The organism is Rhodoplanes sp. P11 (assembly GCF_964266735.1).
GTDB lineage: Bacteria > Pseudomonadota > Alphaproteobacteria > Rhizobiales > Xanthobacteraceae > Rhodoplanes > Rhodoplanes serenus.
The window spans coordinates 63,508-80,848 of sequence record NZ_CAXWGY010000018.1 but is presented as its reverse complement, the minus strand read 5'-3'; the positions used below and the strand labels follow the sequence as shown (position 1 = coordinate 80,848).

Here is a 17,341-nt window from a genome sequence, read left to right as displayed (position 1 = left end):
GCGCCCTCGCGCCGAAGACCCTCGATGGCCGCGCGAGATCTCCGCGCGACCGGCGTTCGCCGAGCCGTGCCGTCACCCCATCGCCTCCCTGACCAGGTCCGCTTCGGCTTCCGCCAGCAGAGCCTCCGAGGCTTCGCCATGCACCGGCTCGCGCCCGATCTCCAGCATCACCGGCACGGCGAGCGGAGACACGCGCGGCAACGGCTCGTGGACGATTCGCCCCCTCACCCGCGAGAGCAGCAAACCGAGCCGGCGAATGTCAAGCAGCCCGGTGGCGGCCTCGGCCCGGGCGGCCCGCAGCAGCAGATGGTCGGGCTGGTGCTTGCGCAGCACGTCGTAGACGAGGTCGGTCGAGATCGTCACCTGCCGGCGGCTCTTCTCGGCGCCGCCGCTGCGCCGCTCGATCAGCCCGGCGATCACCGCACACTGGCGGAAGGTGCGCTTCATCAGCGCCGATTCGGCGAGCCAAGCTTCGAGATCGTCGCCCAGCATGTCCTCGGCGAACAGGTCGGCGAGCGACAGCCGGTCCTGCGTCACCGCGAGGCTCAGGTCGCCGAGCCCCCACACGGCGAGTGCGTATTCATTGGCGACGAAGCCGAGCGGCCGCAGGCGCGCCCGCTCCAGCCTGCGGGTCAGCAGCATGCCGAGCGTCTGATGCGCCAGCCGCCCCTCGAACGGGTAGCAGACCAGATAGTGCTTGTCGGCGCGCGGAAACGTCTCGACCAGGAGATCGCCCGCCTTCGGCACGCGCGAGCGCAGGCGTTGCAGATCGAGCCATTCGTGCACCTGCCCGGTCAGCCGCGGCCATGCGGCCGGCGTCGCGATCAGGTCGCGCACCCGCGCCGCCAGATAGGTCGACAGCGGGAACTTGCCGCCCATGTAGGCCGGCACCTTGGGGTCGGCGGCGGCGGCGCGCGAGACGTAAGCCTCGTTCTCCACCAGCGTCTCGTAGCGCAGCACCTCGCCGGCGAACACGAAGGTGTCGCCCGGCACCAGCGTCTCGACGAAATACTCCTCGACCTCGCCGAGCACCCGGCCGCCGCGCAGGAGCGCCCCCGAGGGGCCGCGCGCCGCCGCGCCGCGCGACGGCACCAGGCGGATCTTGATCATCGGCTCCTCGACGATGGTGCCGACATTGAGCCGATAGCGCTGCGCCACCTGCGGATGGCTGATGCGCCAATGCCCGTCGCGGCCATGTCGGATCTTGGAGAAGCGCTCGTAGGCTTTCAGGGCGTAGCCGCCGGTGGCGACGAAATCGACCACCGCATCGAAGCTCTCGCGCGACAGCGCCGCATAGGGGGCGGCCGAGCGCACCTCGGCGAACAGGTCGTCGGCCGCGAACGGCCCGGCGCAGGCGCGGCCGAGCACATGCTGGGCCAGCACGTCGAGGGCGCCGGTGCGCAGCGGCGGCGTGTCCTGGGCGTTCTCGGCGACCGCCTCGATGGCGGCGCGACACTCCAGCACCTCGAACCTGTTGGCCGGCACCAGCACGGCGCGCGACGGCTCGTCGAGCCGGTGGTTGGCGCGGCCGATGCGCTGGGTCAGCCGCGACGCGCCTTTCGGGGCGCCCACATTGATCACCAGGTCGACGTCGCCCCAGTCGATGCCGAGATCGAGCGACGAGGTGCAGACGACGGCGCGCAGCCGGCCCTCGCCCATGGCGGCCTCGACCTTGCGGCGCTGGGCGACGTCGAGGGAGCCGTGATGGAGCGCGATGGCGTGGCCGTCGTCGTTGATCCGCCACAGCGCCTGGAACAGCATCTCGGCCTGGCTGCGGGTGTTGACGAAGACCAGCGTGGTGCGGTGCCGGCCGATCATCGCGTAGATCTCGGCGAGCGCGTGCAAGGCGGAGTGGCCGGCCCAGGGCAGCCGCTCGGCGGTGTCGAGCATCTCGACGATCGGGGGGGCGCCGCCGCCGACCTGGACGATCTCGGCGGCGTGCGTCTCGCCCGGTCGCTGCGGCACCAGGACGCGCGCCAGATCGTGCGGCTCGGCCACCGTCGCGGAGAGCCCGACCGTCGTCAGCCCCGGCGCCAGCGCGAACAGGCGGGCGAGGCCGAGCGACAGCAGATCGCCGCGCTTGGAGGTGACCAGGGCGTGCAGCTCGTCGAGTACGACGCGGCGCAGGTCGCCGAACAGGTAGGGCGCATCGGCGCTGGCCAGCAGCAGTGCGAGCTGCTCGGGCGTGGTCAGCAGGATGTCGGGTGGGTCGCGGCGCTGGCGCTGGCGTCGGCTCGGCGGGGTGTCGCCGGTGCGGGTCTCGATGCGGACCGGAAGCCCCATCTCGGCGACCGGCTGCTCCAGGTTGCGGGCGATGTCGACGGCGAGCGCCTTGAGGGGCGAGACATAGAGGGTGTGCAGGCCGCCGCCACGCACGCTGCCTGAACCCTCTCCCCTTGTGGGAGAGGGTGGTCCCGAGCGCAGCGAGGGACCGGGTGAGGGGTCGAGCCTGAGCGTTGCCGTGTCACCCCTCACCCGGCTCGCGACCTCGGGTCGCTCGCCGCCCTCTCCCACAGGGGGAGAGGGCGACAGCGTGCGCGGCGAGCGCTGCGGATCACCGGACCGCCGCTCCCCGACCTCCACCAGGGTCGGCAGGAAGCCGGCCAGCGTCTTGCCGGCCCCGGTCGGGGCGATCAGCAGGGCCGAGCGGCCGGCGCGGGCGGCGGCGAGCAGCGCGAGCTGGTGTGGCCGCGGCGTCCAGCCACGGGCCGCGAACCAGCGGTCGAAAGGCACCGGCAGGGCGGGCGGCGAGGGGGCGGCGGGGTCGCTCACCCGGCCGTCCTAGCGCGGCGGCTCCCCCGTTCCAAGCGGGCCAGCCGCCGCATCATGGTTAACGGACAGTAAACGGTTGTCCGCTATGGCTCGGGCGGATTGCGAACCACGGGGGCGCGGATGAATCGTCGCGACCGGCGGGCGGCCGCCAAGCAGGGCAATGCCGAGGCGATCTGCGCCGATGCCGCCGCCCTGAAGCAGCAAGGCAAGCTCGCGGGGGCGGTCCGCCGCTACCAGGAGGCACTGGAGATCGCGCCGCGGTCGGCGATCGTCCATAACAACCTGGCCAACCTGCTGACCGAGCTCGGTCGTCCTCACGAGGCCATCGCCCATCTCCGCCAGGCCCTGGCCGCCGATCCGAGCGCCGCCCTGGTCCACAACAATCTCGCCAATGCGCTCGCGCGCCAGGGCGACACGGCCGGCGCCATCGGCCATTACCGGCAGGCGCTGGCGCTCGCGCCCGACTTCGCGGAGGCGCTGCTGGCGCTCGGCACCACCCTGGCGACTCTCGGGGCGTTCGACGAGGCGATCACCCATCTGAGCCGGGCCGTGGCGCTGCGACCGTTCGATATCCAGGGTCAGGTGCATCTCGGCCTGGCGCTGGTGGAGCGTGGCGACGTGGCGGGGGCGCTCGGCTGCGCCGAGATCGCGGCCCGGCTCGCCGACCGGCCGGGCGTGCCGCACCGGCTGCTCGGCCTGCTGCTGGCTCGCTGCGGCGCCGTGGCGCCGGCCCGCATCTGCTTCGAGGCGGCGCTCCGCCAGGACCCCGAGGACCGCGACGGCGTCGCCCTCCTGCTCGCCTCGCTCGGCGACGGGCCGCTGCCGGCGCGCGCCTCGGATCGCCAGATCGAGAGCCTCTATGCCGGGCAGGCGGCCCGCTGGGATGCGGGCTCCGCGGGGCCGCTCGGCTATCGCGGCGCTCGCCTGACCGCCGACGCCCTCGCCCGCCTGGCGCCCGGGCCGGAGCGGCTCGACGTCGTCGATCTCGGCTGCGGCACCGGGTTGGTCGGCACCCTGGTGCGGCCGCTGGCGCGGCGTCTCGACGGTGTCGACCTGTCCGACGCGATGCTGGCGCAGGCCCGGGCGAAAGGTGTCTATGACGCTCTGCATCGCGCCGAGATGGTCGACTTCCTGGCGGCGCGGCCGGCCGCCTACGACGCCGTCACGGCGGCGGCCGTGCTGGTGCATGTGGGCGATCTCGCGCCCGCGCTGGCGGCGGCGGCTTCGGCCCTGCGGGATGGCGGCGTCCTCGCCGCCACCCTGTTCCCGGACGAGCGCGATCCCGACGGCTTCGCGCTCGGGCCGCTCGACGGCCTCGGGCAGAGTGGCTGCTTCGTTCACGGCCGCGGCCATCTGGTGCGCAGCGCGGCGGCGGCGGGTTTCTCGGTGGAGTTTCTGGACGACGCCGTCCACGAGCACCAGGCGGGCCGCGACCGCGTCGCCGTCGTGGTGGGGCTGCGCCGCGGGGCGCGCGCCGGCTGACCGGCAGCATTGCGGGCCGTTCCGTATCGGCGCCGCCGCGAACCGGCTAGGGTCGGGGTCCGACGATCGCGGCAACTCCGATGTCCTTCTACACGTCCGTCCTGCGCCCGGCCCTGTTCCGGCTCGATCCCGAGCGCGTCCACCATCTGGCGATCGGGCTCGCCGCGCGGGCCGGCGCCGTGGCGCCACTCCTCCGGGCCGTGACGGCGGTCGACGATCCGCGGCTCGCCGTCACGGTCGGCGGCCTGACGTTCCCGACCCCGATCGGCCTGTCGGCCGGCTTCGACAAGAACGGCGACGCGGTGGCGAGCCTGGCGGCTCTCGGCTTCGGCTTCGTCGAGGTCGGCTCGGTGTCGGCCGAGCCCTCGAACGGCAATCCGCCGCCGCGGCTGTTCCGCCTGCCGGCCGACCGGGCGCTCGCGGTCGCCTACGGGGTGCCCAACGCGGGCGCCGCGGCGGTGTCGCGCCGGCTCGCCGGCCAGCGGCTGCCGGTGCCGCTCGGGCTGAACATCGTCGGCACCAATCGCGGCCCCGGGGCGCCGGTAATCTGCGACGATGCGCTGATCGCCGAGTACATGCAGGCGGCGCGCCTGCTGGCGCCGGTGTCCGACTATCTGATGTTCAACCTGAGCTGCCCCAACACCACCGACGGGCGCGACTTCTTTGCCGATCCGGTCCGCCTCGATGCCTGGCTGACGGCGCTCGACGAGACCGACTATGCGCCGCGGCCGTCGTTCCTGAAGGTGTCGCCGCTCGGCGGCGTCGCCATGATCGAGCAGCTTCTGGAGATCGTCGGCCGCCACCGCAAGATCACCGGCTTCATGTTCAACCTGCCGAGCGGCAAGCCGGCCGGCCTGACGACACCGCGCGCCGTGTGGGAGCGAATGCCCGGCGCCGTCTCCGGACCGCCGTCGGCGGCGCTGCTCGACGACTGCCTGGTGGAATGCTGCCGCCGCATGGACCGCGGCCGCTACGTGCTGTTCGCCTCGGGCGGCGTGTCGACCGCGGCGGATGCCTACGCCAAGATCCGCAAGGGCGCGTCGCTGGTCGCGCTGCTCACCGCGCTCGTCTACGAAGGGCCGGGCGTGGTGCGGCGGGTGACCCGCGGTCTCCTCGACCTGATGGATCGCGACGGGGTGAAGCACATCTCCGAGGTGGTCGGTGTCGATGTGAGGTGAGCCCTTCGCATCGCGGCGGCGACCGCTTATCTCTGCGGCATGCGTCCCGAAAGCCTGCTGGTTCCGACCCCCGCCGGTCTGTGCTGCCCCGACGGCGGCTTCCACATCGATCCGCTGCGGCCGGTGGCGCGCGCGGTGATCACCCACGCGCATTCGGATCATGCGCGGCCCGGCCACGGCGCTGTGCTGGCGACGCCTGAGACGCTCGACCTGATGCGGCTGCGGCTCGGCGATGGCTTCGCCGGCGCCACGCAGGCGCTTCGCTACGGTGAGGCGGTGACGCTCGACGGCGTGCGGGTGAGCCTGCACCCGGCCGGGCACGTGCTCGGCTCCGCCCAGGTGCGGGTCGAGAAGGACGGGCTCGTGATCGTCGCGTCCGGCGACTACAAGGACCGGCCCGACCCGACCTGCACGCCGTTCGAGCTGGTGCCCTGTCACGTCTTCATCAGCGAGGCGACCTTCGGGCTGCCGGTGTTCCGCCACGGTGACGCCGCGGCCGAGACGGGCAAGCTCCTGCGCTCGCTCGCGCTGTTTCCCGAGCGCACGCATCTCCTCGGCGCCTACACGCTCGGCAAGGCACAGCGGCTGATCGCGCTCTTGCGCGCCGCCGGCTGGGAGCGGCCGATCCTGCTGCACGGCGCCGCCGAGGCGGTCACCCGCTATTACGCCGGCCGCATGGATCTCGGCGAGCTGCGGGCGGTGCGCGACGCCGCGCCGGACGAGCTTGCCGGCGCCGTGGTGCTGTGCCCGCCGTCGGCGCTCGGCGACCGCTGGACGCGGCGCTTCCCCGACCCGATCGCCTGCTTCGCGTCGGGCTGGATGCGCATCCGCGCCCGCGCCCGCCAGCGCGGCGTCGAACTGCCGCTCGTCGTCTCCGATCACTGCGACTGGGACGGGCTGACCCGCGTCATCCCGGCGACCGGCGCCGCGGAGATCTGGCTGACCCACGGTGCCGAGGAGGCGCTGGTCCACTGGTGCGGAACGCGCGGCCTGCGGGCCCGGCCGCTGCATCTCGTCGGTTACGGCGACGACGAGGAGGTCGAGGCGATCGAGGCCGCCGCCGGTGGCACCACGGAAGAGCCCGCATGAATCGCTTCGCCGCGCTGCTCGATCGTCTCGCCTACGAGCCCGGCCGCAACGCCAAGCTGCGGCAGATCACCGACTACCTGCGCACCACGCCCGATCCCGAGCGGGGCTTCGCGCTGGCGGCGCTCACCGGCGCGCTGTCGTTCCCGCACGCCAAGCCGGGGCTGATCCGCACCCTGATCGCCGAGCGCACCGATCCGGTGCTGTTCGCGATGTCCTACGACTATGTCGGCGATCTCTCCGAGACGGTGGCGCTGATGTGGCCGGCGCCCGGAGGCCGCACCGACGACGCCCCCTCGCTCGCCGACGTGATCACGACGTTGCAGACGCTCGGCAAGGCCGAGCTGCCGAAGGTGCTGGCCCACTGGCTCGACGGTCTCGACGAGACCGGCCGCTGGGCGCTCCTCAAGCTCCTCACCGGGTCGTTGCGCATCGGCGTGTCGGCACGGCTGGCCAAGACCGCGGTGGCGGCGCTCGGCGGCAAGGACCCGGACGAGATCGAGGTGCTGTGGCCGGGTCTCGCGCCGCCCTATGCGGACCTGTTCGCCTGGGTGGAGGGCCGCGCCGAGCGGCCGGTGGTCGACGATCCGGCGCGCTTCCATCCGCCGATGCTGTCGCATCCGATCGGTGCCGCCGATTTCGCGGCGCTCGATCCGAACGACTTCGTCGCCGAGTGGAAGTGGGACGGCATCCGGGTGCAGGCGGTCGCCGGCACCTGTGCGGACGGCCGGCGCGTCGCCCGGCTCTATTCGCGCACCGGCGAGGACATCTCGGGTGCCTTCCCGGATCTGGTCGAGGTCATGACCTTCGACGGCGCCGTCGACGGCGAATTGCTGATCGTGCGCGACGGTCGGGTGCAGTCGTTCAACGTCCTCCAGCAGCGGCTGAATCGTAAGGCGGTGACGGCCAAGCTGATCACCGAGTTCCCGGCGCATCTGCGCGCCTACGATCTGCTCGCCGAGGGCGGCGAGGATCTGCATGGCCGGCCGCTCGGCGGGCGCCGCGCCCGCCTCGCCGCGCTGGTGCAGCGTCTGAACGAGCCGCGCATCGACCTCTCGCCGGAGATTCCGTTCGCCGACTGGGACGCCCTCGCGCAGGCACGCCAGGACCCGCGTGCGGCCGGGGCCGACACCGACGCCGAGGCGATCGAGGGCGTGATGATCAAGCGCCGCGACGCGCCCTATGTCCCCGGCCGGCCCAAGGGTCCGTGGTGGAAGTGGAAGCGCGACCCGTTCATCGTGGACGCCGTGCTGATGTACGCCCAGCGCGGTCACGGCAAGCGATCGTCCTATTATTCCGACTATACGTTCGGCCTGTGGACGGCCGGCGAGGGCGGCGACACCCTGGTGCCGGTCGGCAAGGCGTATTTCGGCTTCACCGACGAGGAGCTGCTGAAGATCGACCGTTTCGTGCGCCAGAACACCGTCGATCGCTACGGCCCGGTGCGCGAGGTGGTGCACGAGAAGGACGCAGGCCTCGTCTTCGAGGTGGCGTTCGAGGGGCTGCAACGCTCCACCCGCCATCGCTCCGGCATCGCCATGCGGTTTCCCCGCATCAGCCGGCTGCGCTTCGACAAGCCGCCCGCCGAGGCGGATCGTCTCGACACGCTGCTCGGCATGCTGGCGGAGGCTGAACGCACGCCCGCGTCCGGCGGCCGCGTGCTCGATCCCGCCGTCGCGCGCACCGGCAAGCGCAAGGGCGGCTGAGCCGTAACCCGGTCAGAGTGCCAGCGCGGTGGCGAGCAGGATCAGGCCGGCGAGCCCGAAGGCGGCGCGCACGACATGCGAGACCTCCCAGCGGTCGCGCATCCGGGTCCAGTCCGGCGGCTCGTCCGAGTGCCCGCGGCCGAGCGGATCGAAGGCGAAGAAGCCGCGGCCGAGCCGGTCGAGCGCGGCGCCCGCGGTCCAGAATCCGTTCACCGGATGCGTGAGTAGCCAATACGTGGCGTGCATGGCCGCGATCGCGGCGAGGGCCGCAATGGTCAGGCCGCGGACGGTACCGGCGGGCGTCAGCCAGACCAGCACGGCGAGCGCCACCAGTGCCACCGGCTCGGCGATGCCGCCGATGGTGAAGCCCGGATAGTAGATCGACTGGGTGGCCAGATACTGCTCGCGCGTCAGCCGCAGCTTGCCCGGAAACTCCAGCGCGTGGGCGAGCGCTAGCCCCATCGCGACCGCGACGAGAACCAGGGCCGTCACCTGCAAGGCGATCACGAGCCACCTCCGTCGCTCGTCGCTTGCCCAGTGAACCCGCCGAACTCGCGGCCGTTCCGTGCCCGCGTTGCGCCGGATTTTCGCCCGGCTGTCGGGTTCGGCTAGGCTGGTCCGTCCTTGCCAGCGATCGGAGTGCCCCCGCATGCTCTACGCCATCCTGTGTTACCATCAAGAGGACGTCGTCTGTGCCTGGAGCCAGGAGGAGGACGACGCCGTGATGGCGAAGCTCGCCGTCATCCAGAACCGCCTCGCCCGCCAGGGTCGGCTCGGCCCGGTGGCGCGGCTGATGCCGACCACCGCGGCGACGACGCTGCGCAAGGACCGCGATCCGCCGCTCGTGCTCGACGGGCCGTTCGCCGAGACCAAGGAGCAGCTTCTCGGCTTCTACATCGTCGACTGTGCGTCGCTCGACGAGGCGCTGGAGATCGCCCGCGAGCTGGGCGAGGCCAATCCGGGCGGCTCCTACGAGCTGCGGCCGGTCGCCCTGTTCAATCCTGCCGAGACGCCGGGAGCGGGCACCAGGATCACGTCCTGATGGCTCGCGTGACGATGGCTGTGGGGTGATGATGGACGTCGATTGGATCGGCGCGGCGCTGTCGGCGGCGCGCCCGCAGGCGCTCGCCGCGCTGACGCGGGCGTTCCGCGATCTCGACGCCGCCGAGGAGGCGTTGCAGGAGGCGTGCTTGCGGGCGCTGCGCACCTGGCCACGCAACGGCCCGCCGCGCGATGCGGCCGCCTGGCTCATCATGGTGGGCCGCAACGCCGCCATCGACGCGGTGCGCCGCCGCCGTCGCGAGGCGCCGCTGCCCGACGAGGACGCACTGTCGGACCGTGACGACACCGAGGCGGTGCTGGCGGCCGAGCTCGACGAGAGCCATTACCGCGACGACATCCTGCGGCTCCTGTTCGTCTGCTGCCATCCCGAGCTGCCGGCCGGCCAGCAGGTGGCGCTGGCGCTGCGCATCGTCTCGGGACTGTCGGTGAAGGAGATCGCCCGCGCGTTCCTCACCAGCGAGACCGCCATGGAGCAGCGTATCACCCGCGCCAAGCGGCGGGTCGCCGCGGCCGCCGTGCCGTTCGAGGCGCCGAGCGCGCCGGAGCGGGCCGAGCGGCTCGCCGCCGTGATGGCGACGCTCTATCTCGTGTTCAACGAGGGCTATGCGGCGAGCGGCGGCGAGGCGCATCTGCGCGCGCCGCTGTGCGAGGAGGCGATCCGCCTCGCCCGCCTGCTCTTGCGGTTGTTCCCCGCCGAGCCCGAGGTGATGGGCCTGGCGGCGCTGATGCTGCTTCAGCACGCGCGCGCCGCGGCGCGGCTCGATGCCGACGGCGCCATCGTGCTGCTCGACGATCAGGACCGCGGTCGCTGGAATCGGCCGATGATCGCCGAGGGGCTGGCGCTGCTCGACAAGGCGATGCGGCACCGTCGGCCGGGTCCTTATCAACTCCAGGCCGCCATCGCCGCGTTGCATGCCCGCGCGGCGCGGCCCGAGGATACCGACTGGACCCAGATCGAGCTTGTGTACGGCGCGCTGGAGCGGCTCCAGCCGTCGCCGGTGGTGACGCTCAATCGCGCCGTCGCGGTGTCGAAGACGCGCGGCCCGCTCGCCGCGCTCGGCCTGATCGAGCCGCTACGTGAAAAGCTCGCCGGCTACTTCTACTATCACGGCCTCGAAGGCGCGCTGCTCGACCGGCTCGGCCGCCGGGCCGAGGCGCGCGTCGCCTTCGACCGCGCCATCGCGCTCGCCCATTCGCCCGCCGAGGCGGCGCACATCCGCCGCCATCTCGATCGTCTCGCCGCGGAGGCCGAGGCGTTGCCGGGCCTGCCGCCGGACGGCGCACCCTCCCGCGATACCGCCTGATTTTTTTCGCACGCGGTGTCGGGCTGCCGAGCCCGCGCCCGTCTTTCAGGGCGTACTCGGCGCTTCGGCCGCGGCCGACCGAGACGGCAACCGCGTCACCACCAGGAGACCCCGATGGACTACGCAGGAAAATACGTCGACGGTTATGTTCTGCCGCTCCCCAAGGCGAAGGTCGAGGCGTTCCGGGAGTTCGCCGCTCGGGTGGGGGCGATCTGGCGCGAGCACGGCGCCCTCGCCTATGTCGAGTGTGTCGGCGAGGATGTGAAGCCCGGCACCTACACGTCGTTCCCGCAGGCCGTCGACCTGCAAGCGGACGAGACCGTGGTGTTCGCCTGGATCGTCTTTCCGTCGCGGGCCGAGCGCGATCGCATCAACGCCGCCGTGATGGCCGATCCGCGCAGCGCCGTGATTTCGCAGGACCCGATGATGTTCGACGGCAAGCGCATGTTCTGGGGCGGCTTCGACGTGCTGGTCGACGTTTGACCGCCGCCACTGGACACAATCGTCACCACAACGAGGACCCCCGATGGCCACCAAGATCTTCGTCAACCTGCCGGTCGCCGATCTGCCGCGGTCGATGCGCTTCTTCGAGTCGCTCGGCTACACCTTCAACACGCAGTTCAGCGACGACACCGCGGCCTGCCTGGTGATCGCCGACGACATCCATGCGATGCTGCTGACTCACGAGAAGTACCGGCAGTTCACCGACAAGGCGATCGCCGACACGCGCACGACGTCGGCCGTGCTGATCGCGCTGTCGAGCGACAGCCGCGACGCGGTCGACCGCTTGGTCGACACCGCCGTGAAGGCGGGCGCCAGCGAGCCGCGCAAGCCCCACGACTACGGCTTCATGTATCACCGCGCCTTCGACGATCTCGACGGCCACACCTGGGAGGTGTTCTGGATGGACCCGGCCCATGTGCAGCCGCAGGCCGCGGCCTGACCGAGCGCGGCTGCCGCCATGGTCCGCGTCGTCTTCACGCAGAACATCCAGCGCCACGTCGCGCTGCCCGAGACCGAGGTCGCGGGCGGCACCGTGCGCGAGGTGCTGGAGGCGGTGTTCGCCGACAGCCCTTCGGCGCGCAGCTACGTCCTCGACGACCAGGGCGCGTTGCGCAAGCACATGACCGTGTTCGTCGACGGCACGATGGTGCGCGACCGCACGACCCTCGCCGAGCCGGTCGGCCCGGCGAGCACCGTCCACGTCTTTCAGGCGCTCTCGGGAGGCTGATCCATGAGCCACACGCAGCCCAGTGACACGCTGCTCGTCTCGACCCGCAAGGGCCTGTTCACGGTGAAGCGCGACGGCGGCGGGTGGGACGTCGCCGCGGTCGACTTCCTCGGCGACAACGTCACGCTGACGCTCACCGATCCGCGTGACGGCCGCCACTACGCGGCGCTCGATCACGGCCATTTCGGTGTCAAGCTGCATCGCTCCACCGCCGGCGGCGGCTTCGAGGAGATCGCCACGCCGACCTATCCGGAGAAGCCGGAGGGCCACGAGGAGTTCGACATGTGGGGCCGGCCGCTGCCGTGGAGCACGGTGCGGGTGTGGGCGCTCGCCGCCGGCGGCGCGGACGAGCCCGGCACGCTGTGGTGCGGCACCCTGCCGGGCGGGCTGTTCAAGTCGACCGATCACGGCGCGAGCTGGCAGCTCGTCCGCTCGCTGTGGGACCATCCGCTCCGGCAGAAATGGGGCGGCGGCGGCGCCGACCTGCCCGGCCTGCATTCGATCTGTGTCGATCCGCGCAATGCGCGGCGGCTCGCCATCGCGGTGTCCACCGGCGGCGTGTGGGCGAGCGAGGACGGCGGCGACAGCTGGACGCTGCGCGGCGGCGGCATGCGGGCCGAGTACATGCCGCCCGAGCAGGCCGACGACCCGATCGCCCAGGACGTCCATTGCCTGGTGCGCTGCCGCGAGGCGCCCGAGCGGATGTGGGTGCAGCACCACAACGGCATCTTCGTCTCGTCCGACGAGGGCACGAGCTTCACCGAGATCGACAAGGCCGGGCCGTCGACCTTCGGGTTCGCGGTCGCGGTGCATCCGCGCGAGCCCGACACCGCGTGGTTCGTGCCGGAGATCAAGGACGAGAAGCGCATTCCCAAGGACGGGCGGCTCGTCGTCACCCGCACCCGCGACGGCGGCCGGTCCTTCGACGTGCTGACCGAGGGTCTGCCGCAGCGCCACGCCTACGACGTCGTCTACCGCCATGCGCTGGCCCTCGACGACAGCGGCGAGCGCCTCGCGATCGGCTCCACCACCGGCGGCCTGTGGGTGAGCGAGGACCAGGGCGACCGCTGGACCTGCGTCAGCCACACGCTGCCGCCCGTCTATGCGGTGCGCTTCGCCTGAACGGCGGGACACGCCGCAGCGCGCGAGCGCCCGGAACCGGAGCCGGCCCGCTGCGTCGACCTCGAGTCGGCACTGGGGCCGGCGTCGTCATGCCGCGATCCCGGTCCATTCGTTCAGGGAGGCTGCCTGTGACCAGCACCGTGATCCCGACCCTGCGCTACCGCGACCCCCGGCAGATGATCGACTGGCTGTGCGAGGTGGTCGGCTTCGCGCGGCATGCCGTCTACGAGGACGATAAGGGTGGCATCGCCCATGCCGAGCTGTCGCTCGGCCCCGGCCTGATCATGATCGGCACCGCGCGCGACGACGCCTTCGGCAAGCTCCAGCAGCCGCCCGCGGCGCTCGGTGGCAACAGCCAGAGCCCCTATGTGGTGGTGCCGGACGCCGATGCGGTGCACCGCCGCGCGGTGGCGGGCGGCGCCGACATCGTGGTCGCCCTCAAGGACGAGAGCTTCGGCGGCCGCGGCTTCTCGTTCCGCGATCCGGAGGGGCATCTGTGGACGGTCGGAACCTACGACCCCTGGCGGGCCGGAACCTGATGGCGACCGCCGCCGATCTCCGCCGTCTGGCGCTGGCGCTGCCCGGCACCGTCGAGACCCCGCATTTCGATCGCCGCGCCTTCCGGGTCGCCCGCACCTACGCGACGCTGACGGCCGATGGCCTCACCGCCAATCTCGCCTACACGCCCGACGAGCAGGCGCTCAAATGCACGGTGGCGCCTGAGGCGTTCGCTCCCGTCCCGAACGCCTTCGGGACGCGCGGCTGGACCACCGTGACCCTCGCGGCCCTGTCGCCCGACGAGCTGGCCGCCGCCCTGGAGATGGCGTGGCGGCACGCCGTGCCGGCCCGGCGTGGCGCCGGCAGGACGCGGTCGCGGTCGCCGGAATGAGGCGCGCGCGGCGCGGCTGCGGTGCGGCGTCCGGCTGTGGTAAGCTGCCCCGAGGGCGCGGCACCATGGGAGACGGCGATGACCATGCAGGACCCACGGTCGCGGCAGCCGATGCGGTACGAGGACGAGATGCAGCGATCGAACACGGATATGAACCGGCTGCTGGGCGGCTCGCCGGGGGCCGTGGCGGTGCGCCTCGTGCTGCTCTCGGTGCTGGTCGGCGTCATTTTGTCGGCGATCGGGCTCGATCCCTGGAACATCATCCAGAGCCTGGAGCGCCTCGTCCGCGCCGTCTGGGACATGGGCTTCGACGCCGTGGTGTGGCTGTGGCGCTACTTCCTGCTCGGCGCCGTGGTGGTGATTCCGATCTGGCTGATCGTCCGGTTGAGCAAGGGCGGCCGCTGAGCCGCATGCGCGGTCGCGGTGTCTTGCTCGGTGTCGCCCTCACCCGATCGGGTGAGGCGAGAGCGAACTCCGATCCCAGGGGATCGGAGTTCGCTCCAGAAATCCTTGCCTGATCGCATTGTCGACGGCGAACCGGCGGCCATGTCGCCGGACGAGGCTCTATCGGCCGATGACGATGCGGGTGTCCGGGCCGATCCGGGCGACCAGCCGCCGCAAGGCCGCCGGATCGAAGCCGACGCAGCCGGCGGTGGGGCCGAACGTCTCGCGGGCCAGATGGACGAAGACCGCGCTGCCGCGGCCGGCGACGCGCGGGCGGGTGTTGTGATCGAGCTCGATGATCAGGTCGTAGAGCCGGTCGTCGCGCCACAACCGATCGCCCGCCTCGCCGCCTCGCCGCCGGAACGGCCGGTTGTAGCGGCGATCGGCCGGGTCCTCGCACCAGGCGTCGGCCGGATCGATGCGGCGGACCGGCAGGCCCGTCCGCGGCCGCGGGCCGCGATCGGCCCGCCACCACACCCGCACCGGCCGGAAACGGCCCCGCGGGGTCGCCCCGTCGCCCTCACGCTTGTCGGCCCGGATGCCGCTGCGGCCGAGCGCGACCACCAGCCGCAGCAGCCCTGCGACCGCGATGCCGCGGTCCGGCCGACCGGGCTGCGCCGCCACCCAAATGCACCGAAGCTTGCCACCGCGCGGGGATCTCGATCGATGGTTTAACTGAATCAAGGGTATGGCTCGTTTACAATGGGTTCGGAACGCTTGCGCTTTTGTCCCCGAATGCTCTACTTCGCGCAACGTCACGTTTTTGTGCGCGTGCGCCAGAGGCCGCGAACCGATGCCGAATGCCCGCAAGATCCTGATCGTCGATGACGAGACCGAGTTGCGCGACGCCCTCGTCGAGCAGCTCTCGCTGCACGACGAATTCGAGCCGGCCGCCGTCGACACCGGGGCCAAGGCCGTGCAGGCCGCCAAGGCGACGCCGTTCGACCTGGTGATCATGGATGTCGGCCTGCCCGACATCGATGGGCGCGAGGCGGTGCGCATTCTGCGCAAGAACGGCTTCAAGGCGCCGATCATCATGCTGACCGGCCACGACACCGATTCCGACACCATCCTGGGGCTGGAGTCGGACGCCAACGACTACGTGCCGAAGCCGTTCCGCTTCGCCGTGCTGCTCGCCCGCATCCGCGCCCAGCTCCGCCAGCACGAGGCGAGCGAGGACGCGGTGTTCGCCATCGGGCCGTACACGTTCCGGCCGAGCTCCAAGCTCCTGGTCAGCCCGAAGGGCAACAAGGTGCGGCTGACCGAGAAGGAGACGGCGATCCTGCGCTTCCTGTATCGCGCCGGCCAGAAGCCGGTGTCGCGCGACGTGCTGCTTCAGGAGGTCTGGGGCTACAATTCCGGCGTCACCACCCATACGCTGGAGACTCACATCTATCGGCTGCGTCAGAAGGTGGAGCGCGACGCCGCCAATCCCGCCATCCTGGTCACCGAGGCGGGGGGCTACAAGCTGGTGCCCTGACCAAGATCGTCGGTCCGATCGGTCGCCGGGGGGCGCGGCCGGTTCATCCTCGTCGGACGTGGACGCCCCGTGTCGCCGCCCGCGGCCAGGACCTCGTCGCGAACGCATGAGCATCGAAGACGATATCGGGTTCCTGGAGAGCGTTCCGACGTTTCGGCTGCTCGGCCCCAATGCGCTGCGGATTCTGGCGATCGGCTGCGAGAGCCGGTCGGTCGCCTCGGGCGGCGTGCTGTTCCGGGCGGGCGACGCCGCCGATTGCGGCTATGTGGTGCAGGAGGGCGCCTTCCGGCTCGATGCGGCCCAGCGGGACGGCCCGGTCACCACGGTGGGGCCCGGCGTGCTGCTCGGCGAGCTGGCGCTCCTCATCGACACGGTGCGGCCGGTGACCGCGACCGCGACCGAGCCGTCCGCCGTCATGCGCATCCCGCGCCAGCTTTTTCTCAAGATGCTGGAAGGCTTCCCGGACGCCGCCTATCGGCTGCGCGACCATCTGGCGGCCCGCGCCCTGGAGACCGCCGACGATATCGCCCAGGTGCGCACCAATCTCGACCCCGGCCCGCGCGGCGGGTAGAGCATTTTCCGGCGAAGTGGACGCCGGTTCGCCGTCGAAAATGCGATCATGCAAAGACTTCTAGAGCGGAACACGATCCAGTTGGATCGGATTCCGCTCTAGCCGCTCGGCTCCTGGGCGCATGTGGGGATGCGGGCGGTGGCCTCAGAGCTCCACCGTCACGGTCACCGGGACGTGGTCGGAGGGCTGCGGCCAGCCGCGCGCCGCCCGCGTCACCGTCATGGCCGAGACGCGGTCGCCGATCGCCGGGCTGACCCAGACGTGATCGAGCCGGCGGCCGCGATCGGAGGCGGCCCAGTCGGCCGCGCGGTAGCTCCACCACGTGTAGAGCTTCTCGCTGGCCGGCACATGCGCCCGCATGGCGTCGACCCAGCCGCCGGCGGCCTGCACGGCGCCGAGCTTCTCGCACTCGACCGGCGTATGCGAGACGACGCGCAGCATCTGCTTGTGGCTCCACACGTCGTGCTCGAGCGGCGCGACATTGAGATCGCCGACCAGGATGGCGCGGGCGCCGTTCACCGGATGCAGCGTCTCGGCATCCCGCATCTCGTCCAGAAAGGCGAGCTTGTGGGCGAACTTCGGGTTCACGGCGGGATCGGGCTCGTCGCCGCCGGCCGGGACGTAGAAGTTGTGGATGACGGCGGGGTCCTTCAGGCCGGCCTCTTCGGAGAGCGTCACCGCCACATGGCGGCAGTCCTGCTTGTCGCAGAAGCTGCGGCGGTCGACCGCCTCGAAGGGCAGCCGCGACACGATGGCGACCCCGTGATAGCCCTTCTGGCCGTTGGTCGCGACATGGGTGTAACCGAGGCGCGCCAGCCGCTTCAGCGGAAAAGCGTCGTCCGGGCACTTGGTCTCCTGAAGGCACAGCACGTCGGGCTGCACGGCCTTCAGAAACTTGGCGACGAGATCGATCCGCAGCCGGACCGAGTTGATATTCCAGGTCGAGATGGTGACGGGCATCGGACTCTGCTTCTGCGCAGGCCCTTGATAGCCCCGGAGACGGCAGGAACAAGG

Annotated in this window: 19 protein-coding genes; 15 read left to right on the top strand and 4 right to left on the bottom strand. The window is 71.7% G+C overall.

Annotation, left to right across the window (positions count from 1 at the left end; all coding sequences use genetic code 11):
• Positions 1-72: 72 nt before the first annotated feature.
• Positions 73-2,772 carry a ligase-associated DNA damage response DEXH box helicase gene (locus ACFQUV_RS17180; RefSeq protein WP_129608917.1) on the bottom strand — a complete coding sequence of 900 codons (2,700 nt, stop codon included), beginning with the start codon at positions 2,770-2,772 and terminating at the stop codon, positions 73-75.
• Positions 2,773-2,892: 120 nt separating this feature from the next.
• Between ACFQUV_RS17180 and ACFQUV_RS17175 the strand changes: the two genes are divergently transcribed.
• From ACFQUV_RS17175 to ACFQUV_RS17160, 4 genes are all read left to right on the top strand, one after another.
• Positions 2,893-4,254 carry a tetratricopeptide repeat protein gene (locus ACFQUV_RS17175; RefSeq protein ID WP_129608916.1) on the top strand — a complete coding sequence of 454 codons (1,362 nt, stop codon included), beginning with the start codon at positions 2,893-2,895 and terminating at the stop codon, positions 4,252-4,254.
• Between the two features lie 80 nt (positions 4,255-4,334).
• Positions 4,335-5,432 (top strand): quinone-dependent dihydroorotate dehydrogenase, encoded by a 1,098-nt coding sequence (locus ACFQUV_RS17170; protein WP_129608915.1) that lies wholly within the window; start codon positions 4,335-4,337, stop codon positions 5,430-5,432.
• Between the two features lie 39 nt (positions 5,433-5,471).
• Positions 5,472-6,521, top strand: coding sequence for a ligase-associated DNA damage response exonuclease (locus ACFQUV_RS17165; protein ID WP_129608914.1), 1,050 nt, complete (start codon positions 5,472-5,474; stop codon positions 6,519-6,521).
• Positions 6,518-8,224 (top strand): cisplatin damage response ATP-dependent DNA ligase, encoded by a 1,707-nt coding sequence (locus tag ACFQUV_RS17160; RefSeq protein WP_129608913.1) that lies wholly within the window; start codon positions 6,518-6,520, stop codon positions 8,222-8,224. Before ACFQUV_RS17165 ends, ACFQUV_RS17160 begins: the two co-directional genes overlap by 4 nt.
• 12 nt (positions 8,225-8,236) lie before the next feature.
• Here the strand turns inward: ACFQUV_RS17160 and ACFQUV_RS17155 are convergent, their stop codons facing one another.
• Positions 8,237-8,731, bottom strand: coding sequence for an anthrone oxygenase family protein (locus tag ACFQUV_RS17155; protein ID WP_244601561.1), 495 nt, complete (start codon positions 8,729-8,731; stop codon positions 8,237-8,239).
• Between the two features lie 142 nt (positions 8,732-8,873).
• Here ACFQUV_RS17155 and ACFQUV_RS17150 point away from each other — a divergent pair, with 142 nt between their 5' ends.
• The 9 genes from ACFQUV_RS17150 (at position 8,874) to ACFQUV_RS17110 (ending at position 14,237) form a co-directional block, all read left to right on the top strand.
• Positions 8,874-9,266 (top strand): YciI family protein, encoded by a 393-nt coding sequence (locus tag ACFQUV_RS17150; RefSeq protein ID WP_111384161.1) that lies wholly within the window; start codon positions 8,874-8,876, stop codon positions 9,264-9,266.
• A gap of 28 nt (positions 9,267-9,294) precedes the next feature.
• Positions 9,295-10,590 (top strand): RNA polymerase sigma factor, encoded by a 1,296-nt coding sequence (locus ACFQUV_RS17145; RefSeq protein WP_129608911.1) that lies wholly within the window; start codon positions 9,295-9,297, stop codon positions 10,588-10,590.
• A 114-nt stretch (positions 10,591-10,704) separates the two neighbouring features.
• Entirely contained in the window at positions 10,705-11,073 is a 369-nt protein-coding gene (locus tag ACFQUV_RS17140) for a DUF1428 domain-containing protein (protein ID WP_129608910.1), read from the top strand.
• 43 nt (positions 11,074-11,116) lie between these two features.
• Entirely contained in the window at positions 11,117-11,533 is a 417-nt protein-coding gene (locus ACFQUV_RS17135) for a VOC family protein (RefSeq protein WP_129608909.1), read from the top strand.
• An 18-nt stretch (positions 11,534-11,551) separates the two neighbouring features.
• Complete coding sequence (locus ACFQUV_RS17130; RefSeq protein WP_111384157.1) at positions 11,552-11,821, top strand: MoaD/ThiS family protein; 270 nt, start codon at positions 11,552-11,554, stop codon at positions 11,819-11,821.
• Between the two features lie 3 nt (positions 11,822-11,824).
• Positions 11,825-12,943, top strand: a complete 1,119-nt coding sequence (locus ACFQUV_RS17125) for a sialidase family protein (protein ID WP_129608908.1) — start codon at positions 11,825-11,827, stop codon at positions 12,941-12,943.
• A gap of 128 nt (positions 12,944-13,071) precedes the next feature.
• On the top strand, positions 13,072-13,482 hold the full coding sequence (locus ACFQUV_RS17120) for a VOC family protein (RefSeq protein WP_207211450.1): 411 nt from the start codon (positions 13,072-13,074) through the stop codon (positions 13,480-13,482).
• Positions 13,482-13,832 (top strand): MmcQ/YjbR family DNA-binding protein, encoded by a 351-nt coding sequence (locus ACFQUV_RS17115; protein ID WP_129608906.1) that lies wholly within the window; start codon positions 13,482-13,484, stop codon positions 13,830-13,832. Before ACFQUV_RS17120 ends, ACFQUV_RS17115 begins: the two co-directional genes overlap by 1 nt.
• Before the next feature lie 111 nt (positions 13,833-13,943).
• A complete protein-coding gene (locus ACFQUV_RS17110) occupies positions 13,944-14,237 on the top strand; it encodes a DUF6460 domain-containing protein (protein WP_129608969.1) in 294 nt (97 codons plus the stop codon).
• A 159-nt stretch (positions 14,238-14,396) separates the two neighbouring features.
• Here ACFQUV_RS17110 and ACFQUV_RS17105 read toward each other — a convergent pair whose 3' ends face one another.
• On the bottom strand, positions 14,397-14,900 hold the full coding sequence (locus ACFQUV_RS17105; protein ID WP_244601560.1) for a L,D-transpeptidase: 504 nt from the start codon (positions 14,898-14,900) through the stop codon (positions 14,397-14,399).
• Positions 14,901-15,069: 169 nt separating this feature from the next.
• Between ACFQUV_RS17105 and ACFQUV_RS17100 the strand changes: the two genes are divergently transcribed.
• Entirely contained in the window at positions 15,070-15,756 is a 687-nt protein-coding gene (locus ACFQUV_RS17100; protein ID WP_378395336.1) for a response regulator transcription factor, read from the top strand.
• A gap of 106 nt (positions 15,757-15,862) precedes the next feature.
• The gene (locus tag ACFQUV_RS17095) at positions 15,863-16,327 is read left to right on the top strand and encodes a cyclic nucleotide-binding domain-containing protein (RefSeq protein ID WP_129608904.1); all 465 of its coding nucleotides are present in this window, start codon (positions 15,863-15,865) and stop codon (positions 16,325-16,327) included.
• A gap of 144 nt (positions 16,328-16,471) precedes the next feature.
• Here the strand turns inward: ACFQUV_RS17095 and ACFQUV_RS17090 are convergent, their stop codons facing one another.
• Positions 16,472-17,287: an exodeoxyribonuclease III gene (locus tag ACFQUV_RS17090; RefSeq protein WP_129608903.1), complete on the bottom strand. Its 816-nt coding sequence runs from the start codon at positions 17,285-17,287 to the stop codon at positions 16,472-16,474.
• Between the last annotated feature and the right edge of the window lie 54 nt (positions 17,288-17,341).

Coding starts and splice junctions, on each gene's coding strand:
- ACFQUV_RS17115 (WP_129608906.1), top strand. CDS start 13,482: ATGGCGACCGCCGCCGATCTCCGCCGTCTGGCGCTGGCGCTGCCCGGC.
- ACFQUV_RS17100 (WP_378395336.1), top strand. CDS start 15,070: ATGCCGAATGCCCGCAAGATCCTGATCGTCGATGACGAGACCGAGTTG.
- ACFQUV_RS17170 (WP_129608915.1), top strand. CDS start 4,335: ATGTCCTTCTACACGTCCGTCCTGCGCCCGGCCCTGTTCCGGCTCGAT.
- ACFQUV_RS17090 (WP_129608903.1), bottom strand. CDS start 17,287: ATGCCCGTCACCATCTCGACCTGGAATATCAACTCGGTCCGGCTGCGG.
- ACFQUV_RS17160 (WP_129608913.1), top strand. CDS start 6,518: ATGAATCGCTTCGCCGCGCTGCTCGATCGTCTCGCCTACGAGCCCGGC.
- ACFQUV_RS17130 (WP_111384157.1), top strand. CDS start 11,552: ATGGTCCGCGTCGTCTTCACGCAGAACATCCAGCGCCACGTCGCGCTG.
- ACFQUV_RS17175 (WP_129608916.1), top strand. CDS start 2,893: ATGAATCGTCGCGACCGGCGGGCGGCCGCCAAGCAGGGCAATGCCGAG.
- ACFQUV_RS17125 (WP_129608908.1), top strand. CDS start 11,825: ATGAGCCACACGCAGCCCAGTGACACGCTGCTCGTCTCGACCCGCAAG.
- ACFQUV_RS17110 (WP_129608969.1), top strand. CDS start 13,944: ATGCGGTACGAGGACGAGATGCAGCGATCGAACACGGATATGAACCGG.
- ACFQUV_RS17135 (WP_129608909.1), top strand. CDS start 11,117: ATGGCCACCAAGATCTTCGTCAACCTGCCGGTCGCCGATCTGCCGCGG.
- ACFQUV_RS17165 (WP_129608914.1), top strand. CDS start 5,472: ATGCGTCCCGAAAGCCTGCTGGTTCCGACCCCCGCCGGTCTGTGCTGC.
- ACFQUV_RS17150 (WP_111384161.1), top strand. CDS start 8,874: ATGCTCTACGCCATCCTGTGTTACCATCAAGAGGACGTCGTCTGTGCC.
- ACFQUV_RS17140 (WP_129608910.1), top strand. CDS start 10,705: ATGGACTACGCAGGAAAATACGTCGACGGTTATGTTCTGCCGCTCCCC.
- ACFQUV_RS17095 (WP_129608904.1), top strand. CDS start 15,863: ATGAGCATCGAAGACGATATCGGGTTCCTGGAGAGCGTTCCGACGTTT.
- ACFQUV_RS17145 (WP_129608911.1), top strand. CDS start 9,295: ATGATGGACGTCGATTGGATCGGCGCGGCGCTGTCGGCGGCGCGCCCG.